Source organism: Hadarchaeum sp. (SeqCode) (assembly GCF_038871235.1).
Classification (GTDB): Archaea; Hadarchaeota; Hadarchaeia; order Hadarchaeales; family Hadarchaeaceae; genus Hadarchaeum.
In genome coordinates this window covers 80,054-98,914 of sequence record NZ_JAVZIN010000006.1, presented here as the reverse complement: position 1 = coordinate 98,914, position 18,861 = coordinate 80,054, and the positions used below count along the sequence as shown (strand labels likewise).

Sequence of the window (18,861 nt, the reverse complement as noted above, 5' to 3'; positions counted from 1 at the left end):
ATGTGCTGGGGAGTACCTGCTAAAGTGATCAGCGTAAGTGGCCAGATAGCCACAGTGGACCTCGGCGGCGTGAGGAGGGGTGTATTGGTCGGCTTTGAGGGCATTTCTCCGGGACAGCTGGTCATGATCCACGCTGGGATCGCCATCGGTAGCATTAGCCCTGAGGACTTCATGGCCAACGTTGCCATCTACCGCGACCTGATTGAAGAGGAACTCATCAACTCCGGAGTTGACGAAAAATCCGCCAGAGAAAAAGCGAACCAAGAGATGAACAGTCTGCTGCGCACATTCGGGATCGACAAATCCATTGAGGAAATCCAAAACGAGCTGAAAGAATAAGAACGAGGTCAATCATTAAAATATTTCGTGTACAAGAAGAGATTAAACGGTTTTATTGCCGTTGTGTGTATATTATTGAGATTTAAATGGACCTAACACCATTAGTAACAACCTTTGGCATAATAGCGCTGGCAGAATTGGGCGACAAGACCCAGCTCGCCGTCATAACGCTGTCCTGCAGATATCGCCCCCTGTCGGTTTTTGTCGGCGCCATGCTGGCCGTTATCGCCATAGATGGAATAAGCATACTGATAGGCACAGCGCTGGCAGGGTTGCTTCCCCTTCAGCTTTTGAAACTGATCAGCGCGGCCATCTTCATTTCGTTCGGCATAAAAAATCTAATCCCGAACGACGAGGAAAAAATAGATGTTAAAAAAAGCAAGCCGGCATTGCTGACCTCATTCTCGATGCTGGCTCTGCTGGAGCTTGGTGATAAAACACAATTCTCGGTGATCGCGCTGGCCATCAAATACAACACCCCATTGTTCATTTTTGTGGGGATGGCGGCCGCATTTGCCCTTCTCATGGGATTGGGGGTATTGATAGGCTACAGGCTGATGAAGTTCATGCCGAAGAGATATCTTAAAATAATCACCAGTGCGGTGTTTCTAATTATCGGGGTGCTCATCCTGGCTGAGGCGCTAATAAAATAAATGAATCTGTTCAACATTCATGACGAGATAATGTGAGATTAAAGTGATAAAAATGGAGCAATGGGAGCTGGTGATAATAGGCGCCGGGCCAGCTGGGTTGACCGCCGGCCTCTACGGGGTTCGCAGCGGGCTTAAAACACTGGTCATAGAGGAGAAAATTCCTGGAGGCACTGCCGCTGAATCTCCGTTGATAGAAAACTACCCGGGCTTCCCCTCCATCAGCGGTCAGGAGCTGATGGCCCGGATGACGGAACACTGCCAAAAATTTGGCGTTCCCATCAAACAGTTTGAAAAGGTTATTGCGCTTGACTTGGCGGGTGAAAAAAAGCGGATTAAGACTGAAAGTGGAGAATACGAGGCCAAGGCCGTCGTCGTCGCCTCGGGCTGCAGCCTTCGAGAACTCGGTGTGCCGGGGGAAAGTGAGTTCCGTGGTAAGGGTGTGAGCTATTGTCCCCTCTGCGATGGCGCTTTCTTCCGTGGAAAAAACGTCTTGGTCGTGGGTGGAGGCAACTCGGCAGCTGTTTCCGCCCTCTACCTATCAAACATCGCCGCTAACGTCAAGCTGGCCCACCGGCGGGACAGGCTGAGGGCTGAGGAAGCCTACGTGAGAGATCTGCTGAACAAAAACGTGGAAATACTGTGGAATACTGAGGTAAAGGAGATAAAAGGAGACACCTCAGTCCGAAGCGTGGTTCTGTTCAACAACAAAACCGGCGAGACCAGCGAGTTGAAAATTGATGGCGTTTTCATTCAAGTAGGGGAGATCCCAAACAGCCAGATAGCCAAGGAAGCGGGAGTTAAGGTTGACGAACACGGTTACATTATCGTCGACAGCCGGCAGAGGACCAATATCCCTGGCGTTTATGCTGCCGGTGATGTGACCGCGGCACCGGTTAAGCAGGTTGGCGTGGCGGTGGGTCAGGCGATCATAGCCACTATTGACGCTTTCGGCTATATCAAAAGGCCCTACCACTACCGGAGCTGAAGGACCGCTTCAGAGCAGGCGGACAATCCTAACTTCCAAGGCATTCTTTGGCATGGCCCCGACGATGCGATCGACCAGCTTACCCTGATTAAACACCAATAGTATGGAGATTCCCATTATCTGGAACTCAGGCGATCTCTGGATTCTCATCCACGTTGAATTTCCCGAAGGTTATTCTCCCTACTTCTGGACCAATTCCTCAACAATTGATGCGATCAAGCGACACGGGGTGCATTAGGAGGCCCAGCAATCTACCACCACAATAGGGTGAGCCCTAATCAGTTCCCTGAAAGAAGTCGCGTTAAGTTCCATCGGTTTACCCGGCATCGCCTTCTGTCCACCCTTGCCCGCCCTTCCCATCAGTTTCTTAAGTTTTTTCTCCCTTATCTGTTTCAGTTCCTCATCCCAGCCCATAATCTCAGAGATAATTTTCCTTTCCGCTTTGCTGAGCAGGATTTGCTTTTAAAAAGAATTGCGTTCACAACCCGGCCGCTCAAGATCTTTGCCCATAACACATGGTCGCCTGGAGCTATATAATGTAAAACGAAAGAAAGAATAACTAAGGTTGCAGAAGGTTTGTAGGACGAACCATGATCGGGAAAAAGCTCTTCGGCACTAGGGGCATCCGTGGGCCGCTATCAACAAAGGTAACCCCGGAACTCATGCTGAGGCTTGGCTGCGCCCTAGCGGAATACGTTAACGGTGGAGAGGTGGTGGTCGGATGGGACACGCGGACCTCTGGCGAGATGTTGACCCGTGCCTTCACCGCCGGCCTCATCTCGGGTGGATCGAATGTCATTGAAATTGGCACTGTTCCTTCGCCCTGCCTAGCCTTCACCACCAGATCTCTGGGAGCTGGAGCCGGTGCCATCATCACCGCCTCCCACAACCCGCCCGAGGACAACGGCATCGCCTTCTACCGCTCGGACGGAACCGAATTTCTAACCGAAGACGAGGTCTCCCTAGAGCGGATATTCTTCGGGAGTGGGGGTAAGATTTCCAAGTGGGATGAACTTGGCACTGTGCGAAGATACGAGCCGATTACCCCCTACCTCAACGCCATCAAAAAATTGGTGAAAGTGAGGCCCGGTCTTAAGGTGGTAGTTGACTGCGCTAACGGGGCTGGTTCTCTGGTAACGCCGCGGCTTTTGCGCGAGCTGGGCTGCAAGGTTGTTACGCTCAACGCCCATCCGGACGGTCACTTCCCAGGCAGGCCTCCGGAGCCGCAGCCATGGAACCTGACCGACCTCATGGCCACGGTGCGTGAGGCTAATGCCGACATCGGCTTGGCGCACGATGGTGATGCTGACAGGATTGCTGTAGTTGATGAACAGGGAAACTTTGTGAAAGCTGACACGATTATCGCCCTTTTTGCAGAACTTGCCGTGGCGCGATCAAACGGTGGAACGGTGGTGACGAGCATCAATACCTCCGTGGCCATTGACGAGGTGGTGGCGAGGGCGGGTGGTAAGGTCTATAGAACTGGGCTAGGTGATTTCACCGAAGCCATGCTGGAGCGCCACGCCTGCTTTGCCGCCGAGCCCGGGAAGCTTGTCTTTCTGGAGCTTGGGCCATGGGCGGATGGTGTCTTTAGCGCTGCCAAGCTACTGGAATTGCTGTCTACCGAGTCGAAGCCGTTGTCGGAGATAATCGCGGAAAGAGTCCCTAATTACCCAACATACTACAACGACTTCGAATGCCCCGACGAGATTAAGGATGAATTCATGCATGAGATGCGCGATTACCTTTTGTCCAGCGTGGACGAAATTCATGAAGTCGTGGAAGTTGACGGGGTCAGGATCAACAGGAAAAACGGCAGCTGGATCCTCGTCAGAACCTCTGGGACCGAGCCCAAGGCGCGCTTGGTTGTTGAGGGACGCGACGAAGCGGAACTGGAGAGGCTTAGGGAAATCGTACTGAAAAAGATCAAAGAATACCTGAAAGCATAGATGGAAATTTTCCCTTGGCTTTTTTAAGGAAAATGTGAAGATATAAATTGGAGGTATCGAAATGGTAAACGCATACAGCCTGATCTCGGCGGAGCCTGGAAAGACTGCCGAAGTTTTCAAAAAGGTAAAGCTCATTGAAGGGGTGAAGAAGGCCGAAGCCGTCGCCGGCCCCTACGACATTGTGGCTAGGATTGAAGTCGACTCGCTGGAAAAGCTGACGAAGGCCATCTTCGGTGACATCCGAAGCATCCCTGGTGTTACTAATACCACTACGCTGATCGTGGTCGAATTGTAATGGCTCCGCAAGTAATCGGCATTGTCGGCCTGCCAGGATCAGGTAAGACTGAAGTTGCCAAGGTGTTTGCCAAACTCGGCGTTCCCAGTGTTAGGATGGGGGATGTCGTTTGGGAGGAATTGAGGAACCGCGGAAAAAGGATAACTGAGCGGAACGTTGCTAGGCTCTCCAACGAGCTGCGTAAGAGGGAAGGCATGGGAACTATCGCCAAGCGCTGTATTCCCGTCATCAAAAGAATAGGAAAGGATCAGCGGGCAGTCATCGTTGACGGTATTAGAGGCATGGCTGAGGTTGAGGTATTTCGAAAATCCTTCGGTAAAAATTTTCATCTCATCGGTTGCTGGTCAAGCCAAAGGACCAGATATCTGAGAACATCGTCCCGAGGAAGAGAGGACGACACCGTCGACATCAAAAGTTTTCACCAGAAGGATAAACGAGAATTGGGCTGGGGCTTAGGCGATGCCCTCGCTCTGGCTGACTTCCTCATCGTGAATGAAGGCAGCCTCCAAGAGCTGCAGAAAAAAGCAGAAGAATTATTAAAAAAGATCTTGGGGGAAAGCCTGTGAAACTTCGGGTGGAGACCGAGGTCAGGGCAACCGAGTCACGCGAAAAGGTTGAAGCTGCAGTAAAAAACATATTTCCGACCCTGAAGTTAGAGCTGGTCGGGCGAAAACTGATAGGAGAATCCACCGACGTCACGGCCCTCTCCAAGCTCCACCAGCTGCTGAGACAGCAAGCCATACTAGACACGGCCAGAGCAACCATGTTTGCAAACAGAAAGGACAATACCACTGAATTCCTGCTGAACAAACAGGTCGCCTTTGTCGGCAAAATCAGCTTTACCGACGGGGAGTCGCCCCTTGGACCCATCAAAGTTCACCTCGAAGCTTCGGACATTGAACGGCTCATCGATTATCTCGCCCCGCGCACTCGCGAAGGAAAGCCAGTCCAGGAGCTAAACAGCGGAGATATCCACTAATAAAACTCGGGCCCCACCGCAAGCATAAAATTTAAAGCATCTCGTGCATCGTTTACTTTTAATTACCAACAATGGTGCTGAACATGGCCAAAATAATCTCGAAAAAGGAAATTGCCCCCCACATCTATTCATTGTTGATCGAGGCACCGTTGATCGCAAAGAAGGCCAAGCCAGGACAGTTTTTAATTTTAATGGTGCATGAAAAGGGAGAACGCATACCGCTGACAATCGCCGACTACGATCGGGAGAGGGGAACCATCAGGATGGTCTTTGAGGTGGTAGGAAAGACAACCGCAATGCTGTCAAAGGTGAAGGAGGGTGAGGAACTTTTCTCCTTGGTTGGTCCTTTGGGCATACCTTCGGAAATAGAAAACTATGGAACCGTTGTGGTCGTCGGTGGAGGCATCGGCGTGGCTCCGGTTTATCCGATTGCCCGGGAGCTGAAGGCGGCAGGTAATCGGGTAATTGGGATCATCGGCGCTAGGACAAAGGGACTGTTGATAATGGAGGATGAAATGAGAAAAGTCACGGACAAGCTGCTGGTCACCACCGACGACGGCAGTTATGGACAGAAAGGATTTGTAACCGGTCCGCTCGGCGAGGTGCTTCGCAGCGGCGAACCCGTAAAAAGGATTTGGGCCATAGGTCCGGCAGTAATGATGAAAGCCGTTTGCGAGGTAACCAGACCCTATGGTGTGGAAACCATCACCAGCCTTAACGCGACCATGCTGGACGGAACGGGGATGTGCGGCACCTGCCGAGTTACCGTCGGCGGCCAGACGAAGTTTGCCTGCGTCGACGGGCCAGAATTTAACGGGCACCTGGTTGACTGGGCCGAGTTCATCAATCGTCTTTCCCGATACAAACAGCAGGAGAAGATCGCCTACGATCTCTACAAAAAGAGTTTCGGTGAATAAACATGGCCCAACCTATTCCCCTCCCAGAACGAATGAAGAGGTCACCACGGCCGATGCCTGAACAGCCGCCTGAGGAAAGAATCAAAAATTTCAATGAGGTGCCACTGGGCTATTCTCCGGAGGATGCCATTTACGAGGCCCAGAGGTGCTTGCAGTGTAAACGACCGAGCTGTGTGGAAGGTTGTCCCGCTGAGGTCAACATCCCGGGATTTATTCAAAAGATAGTTGAGGAGGACTTCGCTGGCGCCTACCTCGAAATACTGAAAACAAACAGCTTGCCGGCGGTGTGCGGAAGGGTCTGTCCTCAGGAGGAACAATGCCAGATGACCTGCGTCTATGCCAAACAGGGAAAACCCATCTACATTGGGAAGCTGGAACGATTTGTGGCGGACTGGGCGAGAAAAAACAACATCAAGGAAAGGCCGCCTGAGATCAAAAATGGAAAGCGGGTGGCAATTGTGGGCTCGGGTCCCGCGGGCTTCACCTGCGCCTCCGACCTGGCCAAGAAGGGCTACGAGGTAACGATCTTCGAGGCCCTGCACAAACTGGGTGGGGTCTTGATGTATGGTATCCCTGAGTTCAGGTTGCCTAAGGAGATCGTAGAATGGGAAATTAACAAGGCAAAGGACCTAGGCATTCAATTCGTCACCAACTTCGTGGTGGGGCTGACAAAAAGTGTTGATGAACTCGCTGAGGAGTTTGACGCCATCTTCCTCGCTAACGGGGCCGGGGCGCCAAAGTTCCTCCAGATTCCAGGAGAAAACCTGAACGATGTCTACTCCGCGAACGAATTTCTGACCCGATCGAACCTGATGAAATCCTACCTCTTTCCGGAATACGATACTCCCATAAAAATTGGAGAAAAGGTAGCGGTCATCGGCGCGGGCAATGTGGCCATGGATGCCGCCAGGACCGCGCTCAGGCTCGGGGCCAAGGAGGTGCGCATCGTCTACAGGAGAACCAGAGAAGAGGCGCCAGCAAGAAAGGAGGAAATCGTCCACGCTGAGGAGGAAGGCGTGATCTTAGACTTTCTCACGCTGCCGGTGAGAATTCTAGGTGATGAGAAAGGCAACGTGACAGGGATGGAGTGCATCAGAATGAAGCTGGGCGAGCCGGACGAGTCGGGAAGGAGGAAGCCGATCCCCATCGAGAACTCCAATTTCATTATCAAGGTCGACATGGTGATAGACGCCATCGGAACCACGGCCAACCCGCTGGTGGCTAGGAGCGCAACCGGAGTTAAGACCAACAAGTGGGGCTACTTTGAGGTCGATGAAAAAACCTGCGCGACCAGCCGCGAGGGAATCTTTGCCGGTGGCGACATCATCAGGGGCTCCGCGACGGTAATCTCCGCCATAGGCGATGGGAAGAGGGCCGCAAGGGCCATCGATGATTACCTCTCCAAGGGTGGCAGTCTAAGAAAAAGAGGAAGAGCCAAACATTAACGCTTTATCTGAATCCCTTATCCAGAGTAAACCGCCAAGAAAATTGATCAAAATGCTAAAAAATAACTAAGTTTCAATAACAATGGGCGATGAAGAAAAGAGGGTTACGTGAAAATAATGAACGGAAACTTCAGCCTGAGCCCGCCCAGTACTTCATGTTTCTTCTATCCGATTATGTTGGCCTCGGCAGAAATGAGAGCACGTTCCTTGTCGGTGAAAACGGATAGGTTAACAGGAATGAGCATTACTGATTTGCTCTCTAGGAAGTTGAAGCGCTTTTCCTGTAGGAACCGATAAACCAAATCAAATCCCGACCTACTAACCAAGTACTCAAGGCCATCTAGCAAGACCACGGAATTTTCATGTTCCTTGAGAAATTCAGAAATCCTCAGACTAACCTGCTGAAGTCCATCAACGTTCTCATACCCTTGCACAGGAATCGTCGAGATAACTATGATCTTATCCTTAGGGATGCCATAGTTGACTAATTCATCAGGTTTCTCTCTAGTAAAACAGAGCCCAGCGATTCCATGCATCACTAATTGCGTGAAGATGTTGTAGGTCGCTCTATGGGAGCTGTGAAGGCAAAGATCTCCGGGCAAGATGTTGTTCACCTTGTAGATAAACTCCCTCATCCTCTCCTCCATTCTCAGCCGTTCCGTGATGTCCTTTATCACGAACAATAGGGACTGCGGTTTGCCTGTTGAATCGGGGATAGTGGAAATGGAAATCTCGGCAGGGATTTCAATGCCGTTCATTAAACCATACCTCATATCTCGTTTAATTCCCAATTTTTTGGTTTCCTCAATATCGCCTTCCATCTTATTTTTTGTCTCTGGTGAGATCATGTCCAGAATATCCTTACCGATCAGCTCATCCCTATTTGTAATTCCAAGCATTTTGAGCGCGGCTCGGTTGCAATCAATTATCTTATGCCTTAAATCAGTGATCAGAATGCCATCAGGGGAGAAATCGACTATCGCTCTCAATTTTTCCCCGTACTCGCGCAGGGAAGCCTCCATCGTCTTGAGTGCTGTTATGTCCTTAGAAACAACGGTAAATGCTGTGATTTCGTCCGTCATTGGATTCTTAACCGGACTAATCGTCCGGAGGAAAACTCCTTGAAGTTTCTCGCTCCAAAACTCCTGTTGTACCAGCTTTCCCGTTTCCAAGATATTGTTTACGGCCTCACTAAGTCTTTCCACCGCTTGGGCTGGGTAAAGGTCAGCAAAGGATCTGCCTACTACTTCGTCCCACGAAAGGCCCAAACGAGCCAAAAATGCTTTGTTGGCGTAAAGAAATTTTAGCTCCCTGTCGAGCAGAAATATCGGATCGCCTGACGATTCGATCAAAGAGTGGTATTTCTCTTCGCTCACGCGCAACATTTCCTCCATCTCTTTGCGCATAGTGATATTTCTGGCTACGATATTTATAGCAACAAGCTTTTTTTCCTTAAATATTGGTGAGGTGTTTAATTCGAAAAATATTATCCTGCCGTCTTTGGCCTTTACCTGCACTTCAAATGGAGGCAAAGACTTCTCTCCCTTTTTCCTCTTCTCCAATCTTTCCATCGCTTTTTGATAAGATTCCCCAACGAGGAACTCTTTGATATTTCTGCCTCTAATCTCCTCAAAGGAATAACCGGTTTCCGTTTCGAAGCTTTTATTCATGTAGATAAAGTTGCCCTCCAAATCTATCTGTAACACGACATCTGAAGTGCCGTTAATGATGTCCCGATACCTTTTCTCAAATTCGTGACGTTCCCTTTCAGCCAGCTTGCGCTCGGTGATTTCCGATGTAATTTCAATCACTCCAGAAACTTGGCCGCTTTTATCCTGAACCGGATAGCCACGGATGTGCCAAAACCTACCATCGGGAGAAGCTATTTCGGCCTCCTGTGGCCGTCCTGTTACTCTGGCCATCACCACAGGACAGCCCTCACAGGGCGCCTTTCGCTGGTGCCATATCTCGTAACAGAACCTTCCCACCAATTCTTCTGACGTCTGGCTAACCGATCTAGCCGCCGCCGCGTTTACCCAAAGAACGCGGTTATCCAGATCTTGGTAAGCAATCAGTTCTTGAATTCCGTCTAGAATCAAACGTTTTTCCTTCTCGGACATCATAATTTTACTCTCAATTTCCTTGCGCTCGCTGATGTCCTCGATAAACCTAAAGATAGCAATCACTTGACCTGAAACGTCGCACCAAGGTGAAACTATTGTCCATACGTCAAGAATGCGGCCATCCTTTGTAACCAATCGAGACTCACAGCGACCCAGTTCGCCACATGACATCTTAGCGACAATCTTTTCTTCTTTCACTCCAGCATCGCTGGAGAGAAGGTTGTAAAAACTGGTGCCAACCATTTCATTTGCCGAGTAACCCAAAAGCTTTTCAGCTCCCCGGCTCCATGCCACGATTTTCCCTTTGGGATCATGGACTACGATGGACAGCGGCGTAGTCTTTATGAGATTCAGAACTAAAGGTAAACCGGACTGCTTGCCTGTGCCCCCTGTTCTTCTGCTTTTCATACTTCTCACCAAGTTCTAGAAAATCAAAAACGGTAGAAAGGCCCTCCAAAAACTTTTCCCGCAACATCCTAGAACTTCTCATTTTATTTAAGCTGCCAGCATATAAAGTTACCCCATTGAAAAAATTGTCCCTAAAAACGAGGTTGCCTAAGTATTGTTGTGAAACGGGACTTCAATAACCATTAGATCACGTGCCACCAATGTATTCGGAAAGATCTTTTTTGCCTGCTCCTGCAAGGTAGAATCATCCTCATACCGCGGGCTGATGTGCATCAAAATTAGCAGCTTGACTCCAGCGCGCTTGGCCACCTCGGCCGCGCGGCTCGGAGTCGAGTGGGAATTCTCCTCGGCTTTGTCCGCGAGTTCATCGTCCAAAGTGCAGTCATGAATGAGAACATCGGCCCCCCTAGCTAAATTGACTATTCGTTCGGTCGGTTTAGTGTCTCCAGTATACACGATTTTCCTGCCGGGACGGGGTGGTCCCACCACCTGTTCCGGTTTCACTACTGTTCCGTCCTTCAACCTAACGCTCTGTCCCGCCTTCAGACGCGCAAAATCCGGGCCGGGTTTCAGCCCCAACGCCTCTGCCTTTTTAACATCAATGTGGCCAGGGCGGTCATCCTCGACTACCGCATAAGCCAAGGAAGGCACAGGATGGTCGACTTCGGAGGTCAGTATCCGGTAGCCTCTGCGGCGGATTTCATCACCCGGGTTAAGCTCCCGAACGATAACATCGAAAGTAAGGGTATAGTGTGGTATGCTCAGGTAAGTCTCCAGTCTCTCCCGCTCTCCCGCTGGACAATAGACCTCTAACGGATCGCTACGAAAGAGTAGTGCCATCGTCTGCACCAAGCCAGCCAGTCCAAGGAAGTGATCGCCGTGAAGGTGTGTAATGAAAATTGAGGATACCTTCATGGGGCTGAGATGGGCAATGGCCATCTGGCGCTGCGTTCCCTCGGCAACGTCGAAAAGCAACAGTTCTCCGTTCATCTTCAAAGCTATCGATGGAATGTTGCGCCTCGAAGTCGGGATGCTACCGCTGGTTCCCAAAAAGATTAACTTCATGGCTACCTGAAAATTAAAGCGCGGCATAGGGCTAAATAGGTACGGCTACTTTCTTCTGAAAACATAAATCTGCCGCGTCAGGCTACGGTGTACTCTCTGCTCATGCTGCTCCACTTCAACCAAACCAGCGCTTGCAGCTAGATCATTCAGCTCAAGTCCGGCAGGCGAGGTTATGCATAAGTATCCACGCTCCTTCAGCGCCCCGGCGATCGATGGCAGCGCCTCGCGGTAGAGCTCCTCAAGCTTCATCCCGGCGGTGCTTGACTGACGACCGTATGGAGGATCGGTCGCGACAGCATCCGCCTCCAGTGCCGGCAGCTTGCGGGCATCACCAACCATGAGCTGAAAATCCTTGATGCCCATGGACTCAAGGTTGGCCCTAGCCCCATTGACCATCTCTCCATCAATATCCACACCAATGGGCCTAGCGCCGATGATGCCTGCCTCAAGCAATATGCCGCCAACACCGCAAAAGGGATCCAAAAAGGTTCCGCCTCTGGGTGTACGGGCTAGGTTCACCATGCATCTAGCCAACGCTGGCTTTAGCGTGCCTGGATGAAAAGCTGGCCTTGCCGTGGGTTTTCTCTTGGTGAACTGTCTCCTATCCACCGCCGCTACAGTAATTCCGAAAACACAGGAATCCTCGGTTAACACACCAAGTAGCTCCAGCTGAGGGTTGAGTAGATCAACCTTGAAATCAATCTCCGCAGCAATCATGCCAGCAACTTTTTTTGCCAGCTCAACTGTGTCAATTGATGGGGCACTTCGCTTCACCCGCTCAATCCTGACCGCGAAGCTCTTTCCATGGGGAAGGAGGTCGACTATGTCAGAGCTACCCACCGCCTCCAGTATCTCCTTCTCGGCGGCTCCAGAGGTGCAAAGGTGGTAGCAGATCTCGCGACACAGGGCCAAACGCGACGCCAAGATTTCCGGCTTTGCCTTCGTTTCCAGCACGAGGACCTGATCAAGCTGCTCCACCTCCTTGAAAGACCTGCGCTCGGCCTTGATGGCTGCCTCAACCTCCGCCGCCGGCAACGTCCTATGCTCACCGGAGAGCACGAACATTAGTCTTGACATCCAAAAACCCTACTTCAAAAGCTCTGCGATCAAGGGCGCAACCGAAACCACGCTCACATCCTTCTCTATGGTGTCGGTGGCGATTATCTGCTTAATGCCGGCCTCCCTCAACCTCTGCGCAGCATTTCCAGCCAAGACCGGGTGCGCGCAGGCAACGTAAACATCTCGGGCTCCTTGTTCTTGGAGAATCTTGGCCGCGCCGATTATGGTTCCGCCAGTGCTGACAATATCGTCGACCATCACGACATCACGTCCCTGAACTTCCAGATTCTTGGGATAAACCACCACATTCTCTGGCGAGATCCTCCGCTTCTCTAGGAAATAATGCTCGGCCCCCAGCTCAAGCGCAACTTTAGTAGCACGCTTTATGGATCCCTGGTCGGCACCGATGATGAGTGGGTTCTTGAGATTCAGACCCCTCAGGTAACGTCCAATCAAGGGCATGGCGCTCTGGTTGAACGCCGGAATGGAGAAATTGCCGAGCGTCTCCTCCTGGTGAATATCCACGGTGATCAATTCCTCCGCTCCAGACTGGCTAATTAACTTGCTCACCGTGCGCAGGCTTATGGCCTCCCCGGGCTTGAACCGTTTGTCCTGACGGGAATAGGCGAGGTAGGGCACGACCGCTATGATCCTCTTCGCTCCGAGATCCTTAGCAGCGTCCAGCAGAAGCAGCAGTTCAATCAAATTATCGTTCTGGGGTGGGCAGGTCGACTGGATGACCGCTACCGGCTTTCTCCTCAGCTCCGCATCCACCCTAACGTAAATTTCTCCATCAGGAAAACGTCTAACCTCAGCACTGACCAACTCGGCGCCGAGCAGGTCCGCCACCTTTGCCGAGAGCTTTGGCGAGGCAGAACCGGATATGACGATCATATCATCCTCTGCGAAATTCTTTAACACTGTAGCTTATTTAATGCTAATTGGTGGCTCCTTTGTGGCGCATTCTTCGACCTGATGCTGTCGAGGTGCTCAAGGACGAGAGAGCGAGGTCAGCGCTGCACCGCTATTTTGCCGTGATGGAAAAAAAGCTTCCCGCTAGGTTCCAAGTTTGTAAACACGTGGATGTTGGCGTGGATCTCTCCTCAGACACGGATGATCTCTGGCAGGCCCACGCCCAAGGATTGAAGGAACTGCGTGCTATCCTGTCCAAGTTAGACTCAAACCAGCTGGAATTGGAAACTCTGAACAAGCCGAAGATTTCACTTCTGGACCTAAAAATAGAGCTGGCCCGCAGAATTCTGAAATCCTGCAGATTCTGCGAGCGAAGATGCGAGGCCAATAGAGTTGCTGGGGAAAAGGGAACCTGTGGTGTCGGTGAAACTTCTCGAATCTCCTCAGAATTCATGCACCATGGTGAGGAGCCGGAGCTTGTACCAAGCTACACCATCTTCTTTAACGGTTGTACCTTCAAATGCCAGTACTGCCAGAACTGGGACATCTCACAGTATCCGGAGGAGGGAGTACCGGTTTCGCCAACTTCTGTAGCTAGGCTGATCGAAAATGCCGCTGAAGAGGGAGCCAGAAACGTAAACTTTGTAGGAGGAGAACCAACCCCAAACCTACCCACCATCTTAGAGGCGCTGAAACTTTGCCAAGCTAATATCCCGAGCGTGTGGAACTCAAACATGTATCTCTCCCTTGAATCAATGGAACTTCTCTCCGGGACCCAGGACATTTATTTAGCAGATTTCAAGTATGGCAACGATAAATGTGCCCAACGCTACTCAAAAGTTCCTCGCTACTTTGAAATCGTGGCACGCAATCACCGGCTGGCCTTTAAGGATGCGGAGTTAATCATCCGCCACCTCGTGCTACCCAACCATCTCGAATGCTGCACCCGGCCAGTTTTAAAATGGATCGCCGACAACTTGGGCTCCATGGTCAGAGTCAATATCATGGATCAATATCGACCTTGCTACCGTGCTGATCAGTTTGAAGAAATAAACAGACATCTGACGCGGGAAGAATTCTCCAAAGCGCTGGGAATTGCCGAAGAAGTTGGTCTGAAAAACGTGATCACTTAGTCGCAATCCTCTCTATTTGCCTTGTTTTTGGGCTACATTTAGAGGAAGACCGCAGAAGATACAGCTATCACTCATAGAGATGTGGATTACCTGCCCCTCGTTTTTGTCCTCTCTGCAAGTCCCACGATCTCATCAACTTGCTGCCCGATTGATTTTTTATCTCGTGGAGTTTATTTTTACTGGCGATGATCAAAGATGATTTCTATGATGTTGCATCAAATTGGCGGCCTAGGTTATGACTCCAACATGTACCTGATTATCGATGATGTCGTCACCTTAATAGATGCCGGGACGGGACAGAACTTTAAAATCGTCCGCCAAAATCTGGAGAAACTGGGATTGAAGCCGAGCGATATCGAGCTCCTGATCAATACCCACTGTCATTTTGATCATACTGGAGGGGATGTGGATTTCCTCAAGGCGGGATGCGAGATAGCCATCTATGAATCCGAAGCCGCTTTGCTTCGGAAGGGGGACCGGCATGTCACAATGGCTCACTTTTTTGGCGTCCATCCCGAACCACTGGAGGTAGCGCGGGAACTCCACGATGGTGATAGGATAGAACTGGGAAGCTCTGTGCTCGAGGTTATCCACACTCCCGGCCACACGCAGGGCAGCATCTGCTTATACGAGCCCCGCCTCGGCGCACTTTTCTCCGGAGACACCGTCTTCTACGGAGATGTGGGTAGAACCGACCTGCCCACAGGGGATTACCGTGCCCTCGCCAAGTCTCTGAAAAAGCTGGCCGAGCTAAGACCAAAAAGTCTCTATCCAGGACACGGCCCGTCCGCGGATGACGGTGCCCACGAAGTGATCCTTTCAGCTATTGAATTGATTTGAAACTAGCAGTGCCCGGGTGATCCTATGGGGGCCAGAGAAGTTCTAAATAAAATCAAATGGGCTGGTAAGGAAAAACTCGGTGATGTCAGGATAACAATCATCCACCGCGGCGCACCCGAAAACAGGCGTGAAATTCACGGAAAGAACATCATAGAGCTGGGCTCCGGATTCATGAAAGTAATGATGCCCGAAGGCGAGACCTACATCCCCTATCATAGAATTATCAAGATCGAGGTATGTGGAGAGATAAGGTATGAGAAAAAGCATGCCAATCTATAGATACCGGAAATCATCCATTACAATAAAACTTTCCCTCAACGTTCGTAGGGAGTTCCTAGGGCCGCCGGTGCACCTCTGGTCAGGCCCTTTCTCAACGAGACGAGAATGAGAACGATGATGGTGAACACATAGGGCAACATCAGCACAAACTGGTAGGGAATACCCACTTTGAAAATCTGAAAGCGTGAGCCCAGCGCATCTATTCCTCCGAAGAGCAGTGAGCCCGCCAAAACCCGGTAGGGAGACCAAGTTCCAAAGATGACCAGGGCGAGGACGATGTAGCCCCTGCCCGCGGTCATTCCCTCCCGAAATATATTCATGTGCCCTATGGAGAGATAAGCCCCAGCCAACCCGCCCATCACGCCGGCGAAGACGACGCAAATGAAGCGGATCCGAACCACGTTCACGCCGAGGGAATCGGCGGCCCTCGGGTTCTCACCAACCGCCCTGATCCTCAAGCCGTGCGTCGTCTTGTAAAGGAAAATTCCCGCCACGGGCACCGCTAAAAGGGCCAGGTAAACCAAGATGTTGTTCTGGAAGAGAATCGGGCCCAGCCAAGGTATCTGGCCCAGAACCGGTATCTCCACTCCCTGAAAGCCGCTTATGGTAGGATAGGAAGTCGCGGTACCAAAACACATTCGAAACAAGAAAGAACTCAACCCAGCGCCGAAAATCGTCAGCACCACGCCGACCACAATCTGGTTCCGCCTCAGGATTACGCTCATGAAAGCCATGATCACTCCGATGATTCCGCCGACCAGCATCCCCAGCAGCAGACCGACCCACAAGTTGAAGAAATAGGCTCCGATGAAGGCGGCCGAGGCTCCACCCAGCATCATCCCCTCCATCCCGAGATTAAGGACACCGGAACGCTCGGAGAAAATTTCACCAATGGCTGCCAGCAGCAGGGGTACGGCCAGCTTCACCGCGCTCGACAAGAGCCCGGTGATGATTTCTGCCTCAGTGACCATCTGCCCACCTCACCTTTTCTCCCGAGTCGCATATTCGCTCGCCAGCACAAATACGACGACTAGGGCCTGAATAATCAGTACCAGAGAAGACGGTACCCCAGCCCCACGCTGCATGGCCACCGAGCCGTTCAGCAGCCCGGCAAAGAGAAAGGCCGAGGCAATGGTTGCGATGGGGTTCAACCTAGCCAGCAGGGCCACCAGAATGGCGGTGTAACCATAGCCAGGAGAGATGTCGAGCATCAGCAGGTGGTGGACGCCCAAGACCTCGCCCATGCCTGCTAGGCCGGCGAGACCTCCGCTCACAAACATTACTATTAAGATATTCCGCGACATGCTAATCCCTGCATACTTGGCTGCCTTGGGGCTGTGTCCGACGGCCTTAATCTTGTAACCCAAAGATGTCTTTTCTACCAGAATGTAAACAAAGATAGCAGCCAGAATTGCCAGCAAGACTCCTGCATGTAGCCTCGTGTCCTGAACTAATATCGGCAAAAAGGCCTCGGAGGTGATAATCCGGGTCTGGTTGTAACCGACTTCCGGAGTCTTCATTGGACCGCTGACCAAGTAAAGGATGAAGTAAGAAGCGATGTTGTTCAACATGAGCGTGGTGATAATTTCGTTAACACCTATCTTTGCCTTGAGCACTCCGGCTATCATAGCCAACCCCGCTCCCGCCAAAAAACTGGCCACCATGATAGTGGGAATCAGCAGAAAACTCGGAACTCCTTTAAAGTTCAGGCCTAACCAGACGGCCGCAAGCGCTCCAAATAAAATCTGACCCTCGGCACCTATAGTCCAGATGGACGATTTATAGGCCACTACCAGACCAACTCCGGCCAACAACAGCGGGGCTGCTTTAACCAATGTGTCGGTTATACCATTTACGCTCCCAAAGGCCTCCATGAACAGCGAGGCGTAGGCCGCCACCGGATCATGGCCCGACAGAGCGATGAAAAATGCTCCCAATAGAAGTGCGCCCACTACTGATAACACGGGGAAAACGATTCTTGATCTACGAGAACTAACTATCCGAAATCTGCCCTTGCCATCTCCACCCTCACCGCTTTTATCATGTCTTAAAAATGGATTGGGAATTTTGATATGAAAGTTAAATAAATTTTTAGTTGAATTCTCTTGTACCACGCAGCGCTCTTGTTCAGCTTCCTGAGAAATTTTAGTCATACAGATTTTCTTACTATATTCTATTTAAATAACTTGTGAATTCGATTCGGTTGAAATCTGAAGAAGATTTCACACTGAATCTACTACAATAAAATCTTCTTACACAGCGAAATCGATTTAAAACCTGAAATAATCAACTAGCCGGACTTAAACTAGCACCACAAAAATCCACAGTAAAAGCCGTGGGGGGCCGTTATTCACTGCTGCTCTCTATGCTTTTTGAAGCGACGGTAACTGATCCTAGCCGCGATGCCTAGCACCGCGGCGACAATGGCTACCCAGAAAGCAGGCGTTAACGATAGATTGATGGGGGCAACTATTGATGCCTGCGAACCTATCTGAATTGTAGCACTTGCTGAGCCAACTAGGTAAGGAACCATTATCTCCACTGAGGCTCCATCAGGGATGATGTTGGCCAGCAGGTGGGGCAGAACATTATTAACTAAAAACGACCCCACAATCAGCACAACAACTATTCCTACAACCGCCCAGAAAGGCTTCATCACTCCAAACCTCACCAGGCGACTGGACCACCAGCTGTTCGGAAACAGCGACCCCAAGACCAAGAAGGCCCCAGCGATTATCATAGCTATCTTGCTCGCCAGCAGAAAGAGGTCCACCAGCTGCGAGTGAATGGGCTGTCCCAGTACCGATATCGATAAATCAAATGGAGAAAGGGCTATCTCCATCGCCCCTGTTCCCACGGTGGCCATCCACCATGGACCGAGAAAAGGAAGAGCCACCATCAGAACCCCGGCAGCTAGGCCGATGAAATTCATGGAACGCGTGGCTGAAGTACTGCTGGGCTTCATAGCTGGCCTCCCGAACCTCGGCTAAAGTTTATAATGACTCCATAAATCTCAAGGGTAACGCTGACGGCAGTCACTCGTGGATTACTTGGCGGAGTCGTTGGAATGGCCCCAACCAGCGTGAAAGTAACCGTCCCGTTCGCTGGGATCTCCAACTCGTCCTCCTCCATCTGAAGCTTAATGGGCTGCATACCCTGATCAGAAACTGTCAGGGTGAACTCCTCAAGCTTAACCGGCACTTTGAAGGGAGATTTGAAAGTCGCTGGGACGCTGACGCTATTTCCGCTAAAAGTAGGTTGACCAAGAACTATGGTATCCTCAGAGAATCCGCCGCCGAAGATTTCACCTACTCTTCCTGAAATCTGGTTTAGTTCCTGCTCGCTGGGCAGCACCGCCTCCTTAGGGTCCCAATTGCTGGCAGAAAAGGCCACGAGTATCGGGACCACCACCAGAGCGATTCCTAGCAGCCTCAACGACCACTTCAGCGCTCCATCTCGCATTAAATCCCAATAAAGCTA

The 18,861-nt window shown here is 51.0% G+C and carries 22 protein-coding genes; 12 read left to right on the top strand and 10 right to left on the bottom strand.

Annotation, left to right across the window (positions count from 1 at the left end; all coding sequences use genetic code 11):
- The 3 genes from QXT02_RS04100 (at position 1) to trxB (ending at position 1,977) form a co-directional block, all read left to right on the top strand.
- On the top strand, positions 1 to 339 hold the full coding sequence (locus tag QXT02_RS04100) for a HypC/HybG/HupF family hydrogenase formation chaperone (RefSeq protein ID WP_342812082.1): 339 nt from the start codon (positions 1 to 3) through the stop codon (positions 337 to 339).
- An 86-nt stretch (positions 340 to 425) separates the two neighbouring features.
- Entirely contained in the window at positions 426 to 992 is a 567-nt protein-coding gene (locus QXT02_RS04095) for a TMEM165/GDT1 family protein (protein WP_342812081.1), read from the top strand.
- Between the two features lie 52 nt (positions 993 to 1,044).
- On the top strand, positions 1,045 to 1,977 hold the full coding sequence (trxB, locus tag QXT02_RS04090; protein WP_342812080.1) for a thioredoxin-disulfide reductase: 933 nt from the start codon (positions 1,045 to 1,047) through the stop codon (positions 1,975 to 1,977).
- Positions 1,978 to 1,986: 9 nt separating this feature from the next.
- Here trxB and QXT02_RS04085 read toward each other — a convergent pair whose 3' ends face one another.
- Both QXT02_RS04085 and QXT02_RS04080 read right to left on the bottom strand, forming a co-directional pair.
- Positions 1,987 to 2,127: a hypothetical protein gene (locus QXT02_RS04085; RefSeq protein WP_342812079.1), complete on the bottom strand. Its 141-nt coding sequence runs from the start codon at positions 2,125 to 2,127 to the stop codon at positions 1,987 to 1,989.
- 84 nt (positions 2,128 to 2,211) lie between these two features.
- Entirely contained in the window at positions 2,212 to 2,391 is a 180-nt protein-coding gene (locus QXT02_RS04080; protein WP_342812078.1) for a hypothetical protein, read from the bottom strand.
- A 176-nt stretch (positions 2,392 to 2,567) separates the two neighbouring features.
- On the opposite strand from QXT02_RS04080, the gene glmM reads away from it, so the two are divergent.
- From glmM to gltA, 6 genes are all read left to right on the top strand, one after another.
- Positions 2,568 to 3,926 carry a phosphoglucosamine mutase gene (gene glmM / locus QXT02_RS04075; RefSeq protein ID WP_342812077.1) on the top strand — a complete coding sequence of 453 codons (1,359 nt, stop codon included), beginning with the start codon at positions 2,568 to 2,570 and terminating at the stop codon, positions 3,924 to 3,926.
- Between the two features lie 61 nt (positions 3,927 to 3,987).
- The gene (locus QXT02_RS04070; RefSeq protein WP_342812076.1) at positions 3,988 to 4,221 is read left to right on the top strand and encodes an Lrp/AsnC family transcriptional regulator; all 234 of its coding nucleotides are present in this window, start codon (positions 3,988 to 3,990) and stop codon (positions 4,219 to 4,221) included.
- Positions 4,221 to 4,787: an AAA family ATPase gene (locus QXT02_RS04065; RefSeq protein WP_342812075.1), complete on the top strand. Its 567-nt coding sequence runs from the start codon at positions 4,221 to 4,223 to the stop codon at positions 4,785 to 4,787. Before QXT02_RS04070 ends, QXT02_RS04065 begins: the two co-directional genes overlap by 1 nt.
- Positions 4,784 to 5,200: an RNA-binding domain-containing protein gene (locus QXT02_RS04060; protein ID WP_342812074.1), complete on the top strand. Its 417-nt coding sequence runs from the start codon at positions 4,784 to 4,786 to the stop codon at positions 5,198 to 5,200. Before QXT02_RS04065 ends, QXT02_RS04060 begins: the two co-directional genes overlap by 4 nt.
- 83 nt (positions 5,201 to 5,283) lie before the next feature.
- Complete coding sequence (locus QXT02_RS04055; RefSeq protein ID WP_342812073.1) at positions 5,284 to 6,117, top strand: sulfide/dihydroorotate dehydrogenase-like FAD/NAD-binding protein; 834 nt, start codon at positions 5,284 to 5,286, stop codon at positions 6,115 to 6,117.
- 2 nt (positions 6,118 to 6,119) lie between these two features.
- Positions 6,120 to 7,562 carry an NADPH-dependent glutamate synthase gene (gene gltA / locus QXT02_RS04050; protein ID WP_342812072.1) on the top strand — a complete coding sequence of 481 codons (1,443 nt, stop codon included), beginning with the start codon at positions 6,120 to 6,122 and terminating at the stop codon, positions 7,560 to 7,562.
- 164 nt (positions 7,563 to 7,726) lie between these two features.
- On the opposite strand, the gene QXT02_RS04045 is transcribed toward gltA, so the two are convergent.
- The 4 genes from QXT02_RS04045 to QXT02_RS04030 all read right to left on the bottom strand — a co-directional run bounded on the left by QXT02_RS04045 (position 7,727) and on the right by QXT02_RS04030 (position 13,111).
- The gene (locus tag QXT02_RS04045; RefSeq protein WP_342812071.1) at positions 7,727 to 10,093 is read right to left on the bottom strand and encodes a PAS domain S-box protein; all 2,367 of its coding nucleotides are present in this window, start codon (positions 10,091 to 10,093) and stop codon (positions 7,727 to 7,729) included.
- Positions 10,094 to 10,240: 147 nt separating this feature from the next.
- Positions 10,241 to 11,158 (bottom strand): ribonuclease Z, encoded by a 918-nt coding sequence (gene rnz, locus QXT02_RS04040; RefSeq protein ID WP_342812070.1) that lies wholly within the window; start codon positions 11,156 to 11,158, stop codon positions 10,241 to 10,243.
- A 45-nt stretch (positions 11,159 to 11,203) separates the two neighbouring features.
- On the bottom strand, positions 11,204 to 12,235 hold the full coding sequence (locus QXT02_RS04035) for a methyltransferase domain-containing protein (RefSeq protein ID WP_342812069.1): 1,032 nt from the start codon (positions 12,233 to 12,235) through the stop codon (positions 11,204 to 11,206).
- Positions 12,236 to 12,244: 9 nt separating this feature from the next.
- Entirely contained in the window at positions 12,245 to 13,111 is an 867-nt protein-coding gene (locus QXT02_RS04030) for a ribose-phosphate diphosphokinase (RefSeq protein WP_342812068.1), read from the bottom strand.
- Between the two features lie 59 nt (positions 13,112 to 13,170).
- On the opposite strand from QXT02_RS04030, the gene QXT02_RS04025 reads away from it, so the two are divergent.
- From QXT02_RS04025 to QXT02_RS04015, 3 genes are all read left to right on the top strand, one after another.
- The gene (locus QXT02_RS04025) at positions 13,171 to 14,262 is read left to right on the top strand and encodes a radical SAM protein (protein ID WP_342812067.1); all 1,092 of its coding nucleotides are present in this window, start codon (positions 13,171 to 13,173) and stop codon (positions 14,260 to 14,262) included.
- Between the two features lie 204 nt (positions 14,263 to 14,466).
- On the top strand, positions 14,467 to 15,102 hold the full coding sequence (locus QXT02_RS04020; RefSeq protein WP_342812066.1) for an MBL fold metallo-hydrolase: 636 nt from the start codon (positions 14,467 to 14,469) through the stop codon (positions 15,100 to 15,102).
- Positions 15,103 to 15,126: 24 nt separating this feature from the next.
- Complete coding sequence (locus tag QXT02_RS04015; protein ID WP_342812065.1) at positions 15,127 to 15,381, top strand: DUF504 domain-containing protein; 255 nt, start codon at positions 15,127 to 15,129, stop codon at positions 15,379 to 15,381.
- A 35-nt stretch (positions 15,382 to 15,416) separates the two neighbouring features.
- Here QXT02_RS04015 and QXT02_RS04010 read toward each other — a convergent pair whose 3' ends face one another.
- The 4 genes from QXT02_RS04010 to QXT02_RS03995 form a co-directional block, all read right to left on the bottom strand.
- On the bottom strand, positions 15,417 to 16,352 hold the full coding sequence (locus QXT02_RS04010) for an ABC transporter permease (protein ID WP_342812064.1): 936 nt from the start codon (positions 16,350 to 16,352) through the stop codon (positions 15,417 to 15,419).
- A 9-nt stretch (positions 16,353 to 16,361) separates the two neighbouring features.
- Positions 16,362 to 17,333, bottom strand: coding sequence for an ABC transporter permease (locus QXT02_RS04005; protein ID WP_342812063.1), 972 nt, complete (start codon positions 17,331 to 17,333; stop codon positions 16,362 to 16,364).
- A 398-nt stretch (positions 17,334 to 17,731) separates the two neighbouring features.
- On the bottom strand, positions 17,732 to 18,346 hold the full coding sequence (locus QXT02_RS04000) for a hypothetical protein (RefSeq protein ID WP_342812062.1): 615 nt from the start codon (positions 18,344 to 18,346) through the stop codon (positions 17,732 to 17,734).
- Complete coding sequence (locus tag QXT02_RS03995) at positions 18,343 to 18,843, bottom strand: hypothetical protein (RefSeq protein WP_342812061.1); 501 nt, start codon at positions 18,841 to 18,843, stop codon at positions 18,343 to 18,345. Before QXT02_RS03995 ends, QXT02_RS04000 begins: the two co-directional genes overlap by 4 nt.
- Positions 18,844 to 18,861 lie beyond the last annotated feature (18 nt).

Excerpts from the sequence above, each read along its gene's own strand:
- QXT02_RS04030 (WP_342812068.1), bottom strand. The coding sequence starts at position 13,111 with ATGATCGTCATATCCGGTTCTGCCTCGCCAAAGCTCTCGGCAAAGGTG.
- QXT02_RS04095 (WP_342812081.1), top strand. The coding sequence starts at position 426 with ATGGACCTAACACCATTAGTAACAACCTTTGGCATAATAGCGCTGGCA.
- gltA (WP_342812072.1), top strand. The coding sequence starts at position 6,120 with ATGGCCCAACCTATTCCCCTCCCAGAACGAATGAAGAGGTCACCACGG.
- QXT02_RS04010 (WP_342812064.1), bottom strand. The coding sequence starts at position 16,352 with ATGGTCACTGAGGCAGAAATCATCACCGGGCTCTTGTCGAGCGCGGTG.
- QXT02_RS04000 (WP_342812062.1), bottom strand. The coding sequence starts at position 18,346 with ATGAAGCCCAGCAGTACTTCAGCCACGCGTTCCATGAATTTCATCGGC.
- QXT02_RS04055 (WP_342812073.1), top strand. The coding sequence starts at position 5,284 with ATGGCCAAAATAATCTCGAAAAAGGAAATTGCCCCCCACATCTATTCA.
- QXT02_RS04085 (WP_342812079.1), bottom strand. The coding sequence starts at position 2,127 with ATGAGAATCCAGAGATCGCCTGAGTTCCAGATAATGGGAATCTCCATA.
- trxB (WP_342812080.1), top strand. The coding sequence starts at position 1,045 with ATGGAGCAATGGGAGCTGGTGATAATAGGCGCCGGGCCAGCTGGGTTG.
- QXT02_RS04080 (WP_342812078.1), bottom strand. The coding sequence starts at position 2,391 with ATGGGCTGGGATGAGGAACTGAAACAGATAAGGGAGAAAAAACTTAAG.
- QXT02_RS04020 (WP_342812066.1), top strand. The coding sequence starts at position 14,467 with ATGATGTTGCATCAAATTGGCGGCCTAGGTTATGACTCCAACATGTAC.
- QXT02_RS04015 (WP_342812065.1), top strand. The coding sequence starts at position 15,127 with ATGGGGGCCAGAGAAGTTCTAAATAAAATCAAATGGGCTGGTAAGGAA.
- QXT02_RS04035 (WP_342812069.1), bottom strand. The coding sequence starts at position 12,235 with ATGTCAAGACTAATGTTCGTGCTCTCCGGTGAGCATAGGACGTTGCCG.
- QXT02_RS04045 (WP_342812071.1), bottom strand. The coding sequence starts at position 10,093 with ATGAAAAGCAGAAGAACAGGGGGCACAGGCAAGCAGTCCGGTTTACCT.
- QXT02_RS04065 (WP_342812075.1), top strand. The coding sequence starts at position 4,221 with ATGGCTCCGCAAGTAATCGGCATTGTCGGCCTGCCAGGATCAGGTAAG.
- QXT02_RS04070 (WP_342812076.1), top strand. The coding sequence starts at position 3,988 with ATGGTAAACGCATACAGCCTGATCTCGGCGGAGCCTGGAAAGACTGCC.
- glmM (WP_342812077.1), top strand. The coding sequence starts at position 2,568 with ATGATCGGGAAAAAGCTCTTCGGCACTAGGGGCATCCGTGGGCCGCTA.
- QXT02_RS03995 (WP_342812061.1), bottom strand. The coding sequence starts at position 18,843 with ATGCGAGATGGAGCGCTGAAGTGGTCGTTGAGGCTGCTAGGAATCGCT.
- rnz (WP_342812070.1), bottom strand. The coding sequence starts at position 11,158 with ATGAAGTTAATCTTTTTGGGAACCAGCGGTAGCATCCCGACTTCGAGG.
- QXT02_RS04100 (WP_342812082.1), top strand. The coding sequence starts at position 1 with ATGTGCTGGGGAGTACCTGCTAAAGTGATCAGCGTAAGTGGCCAGATA.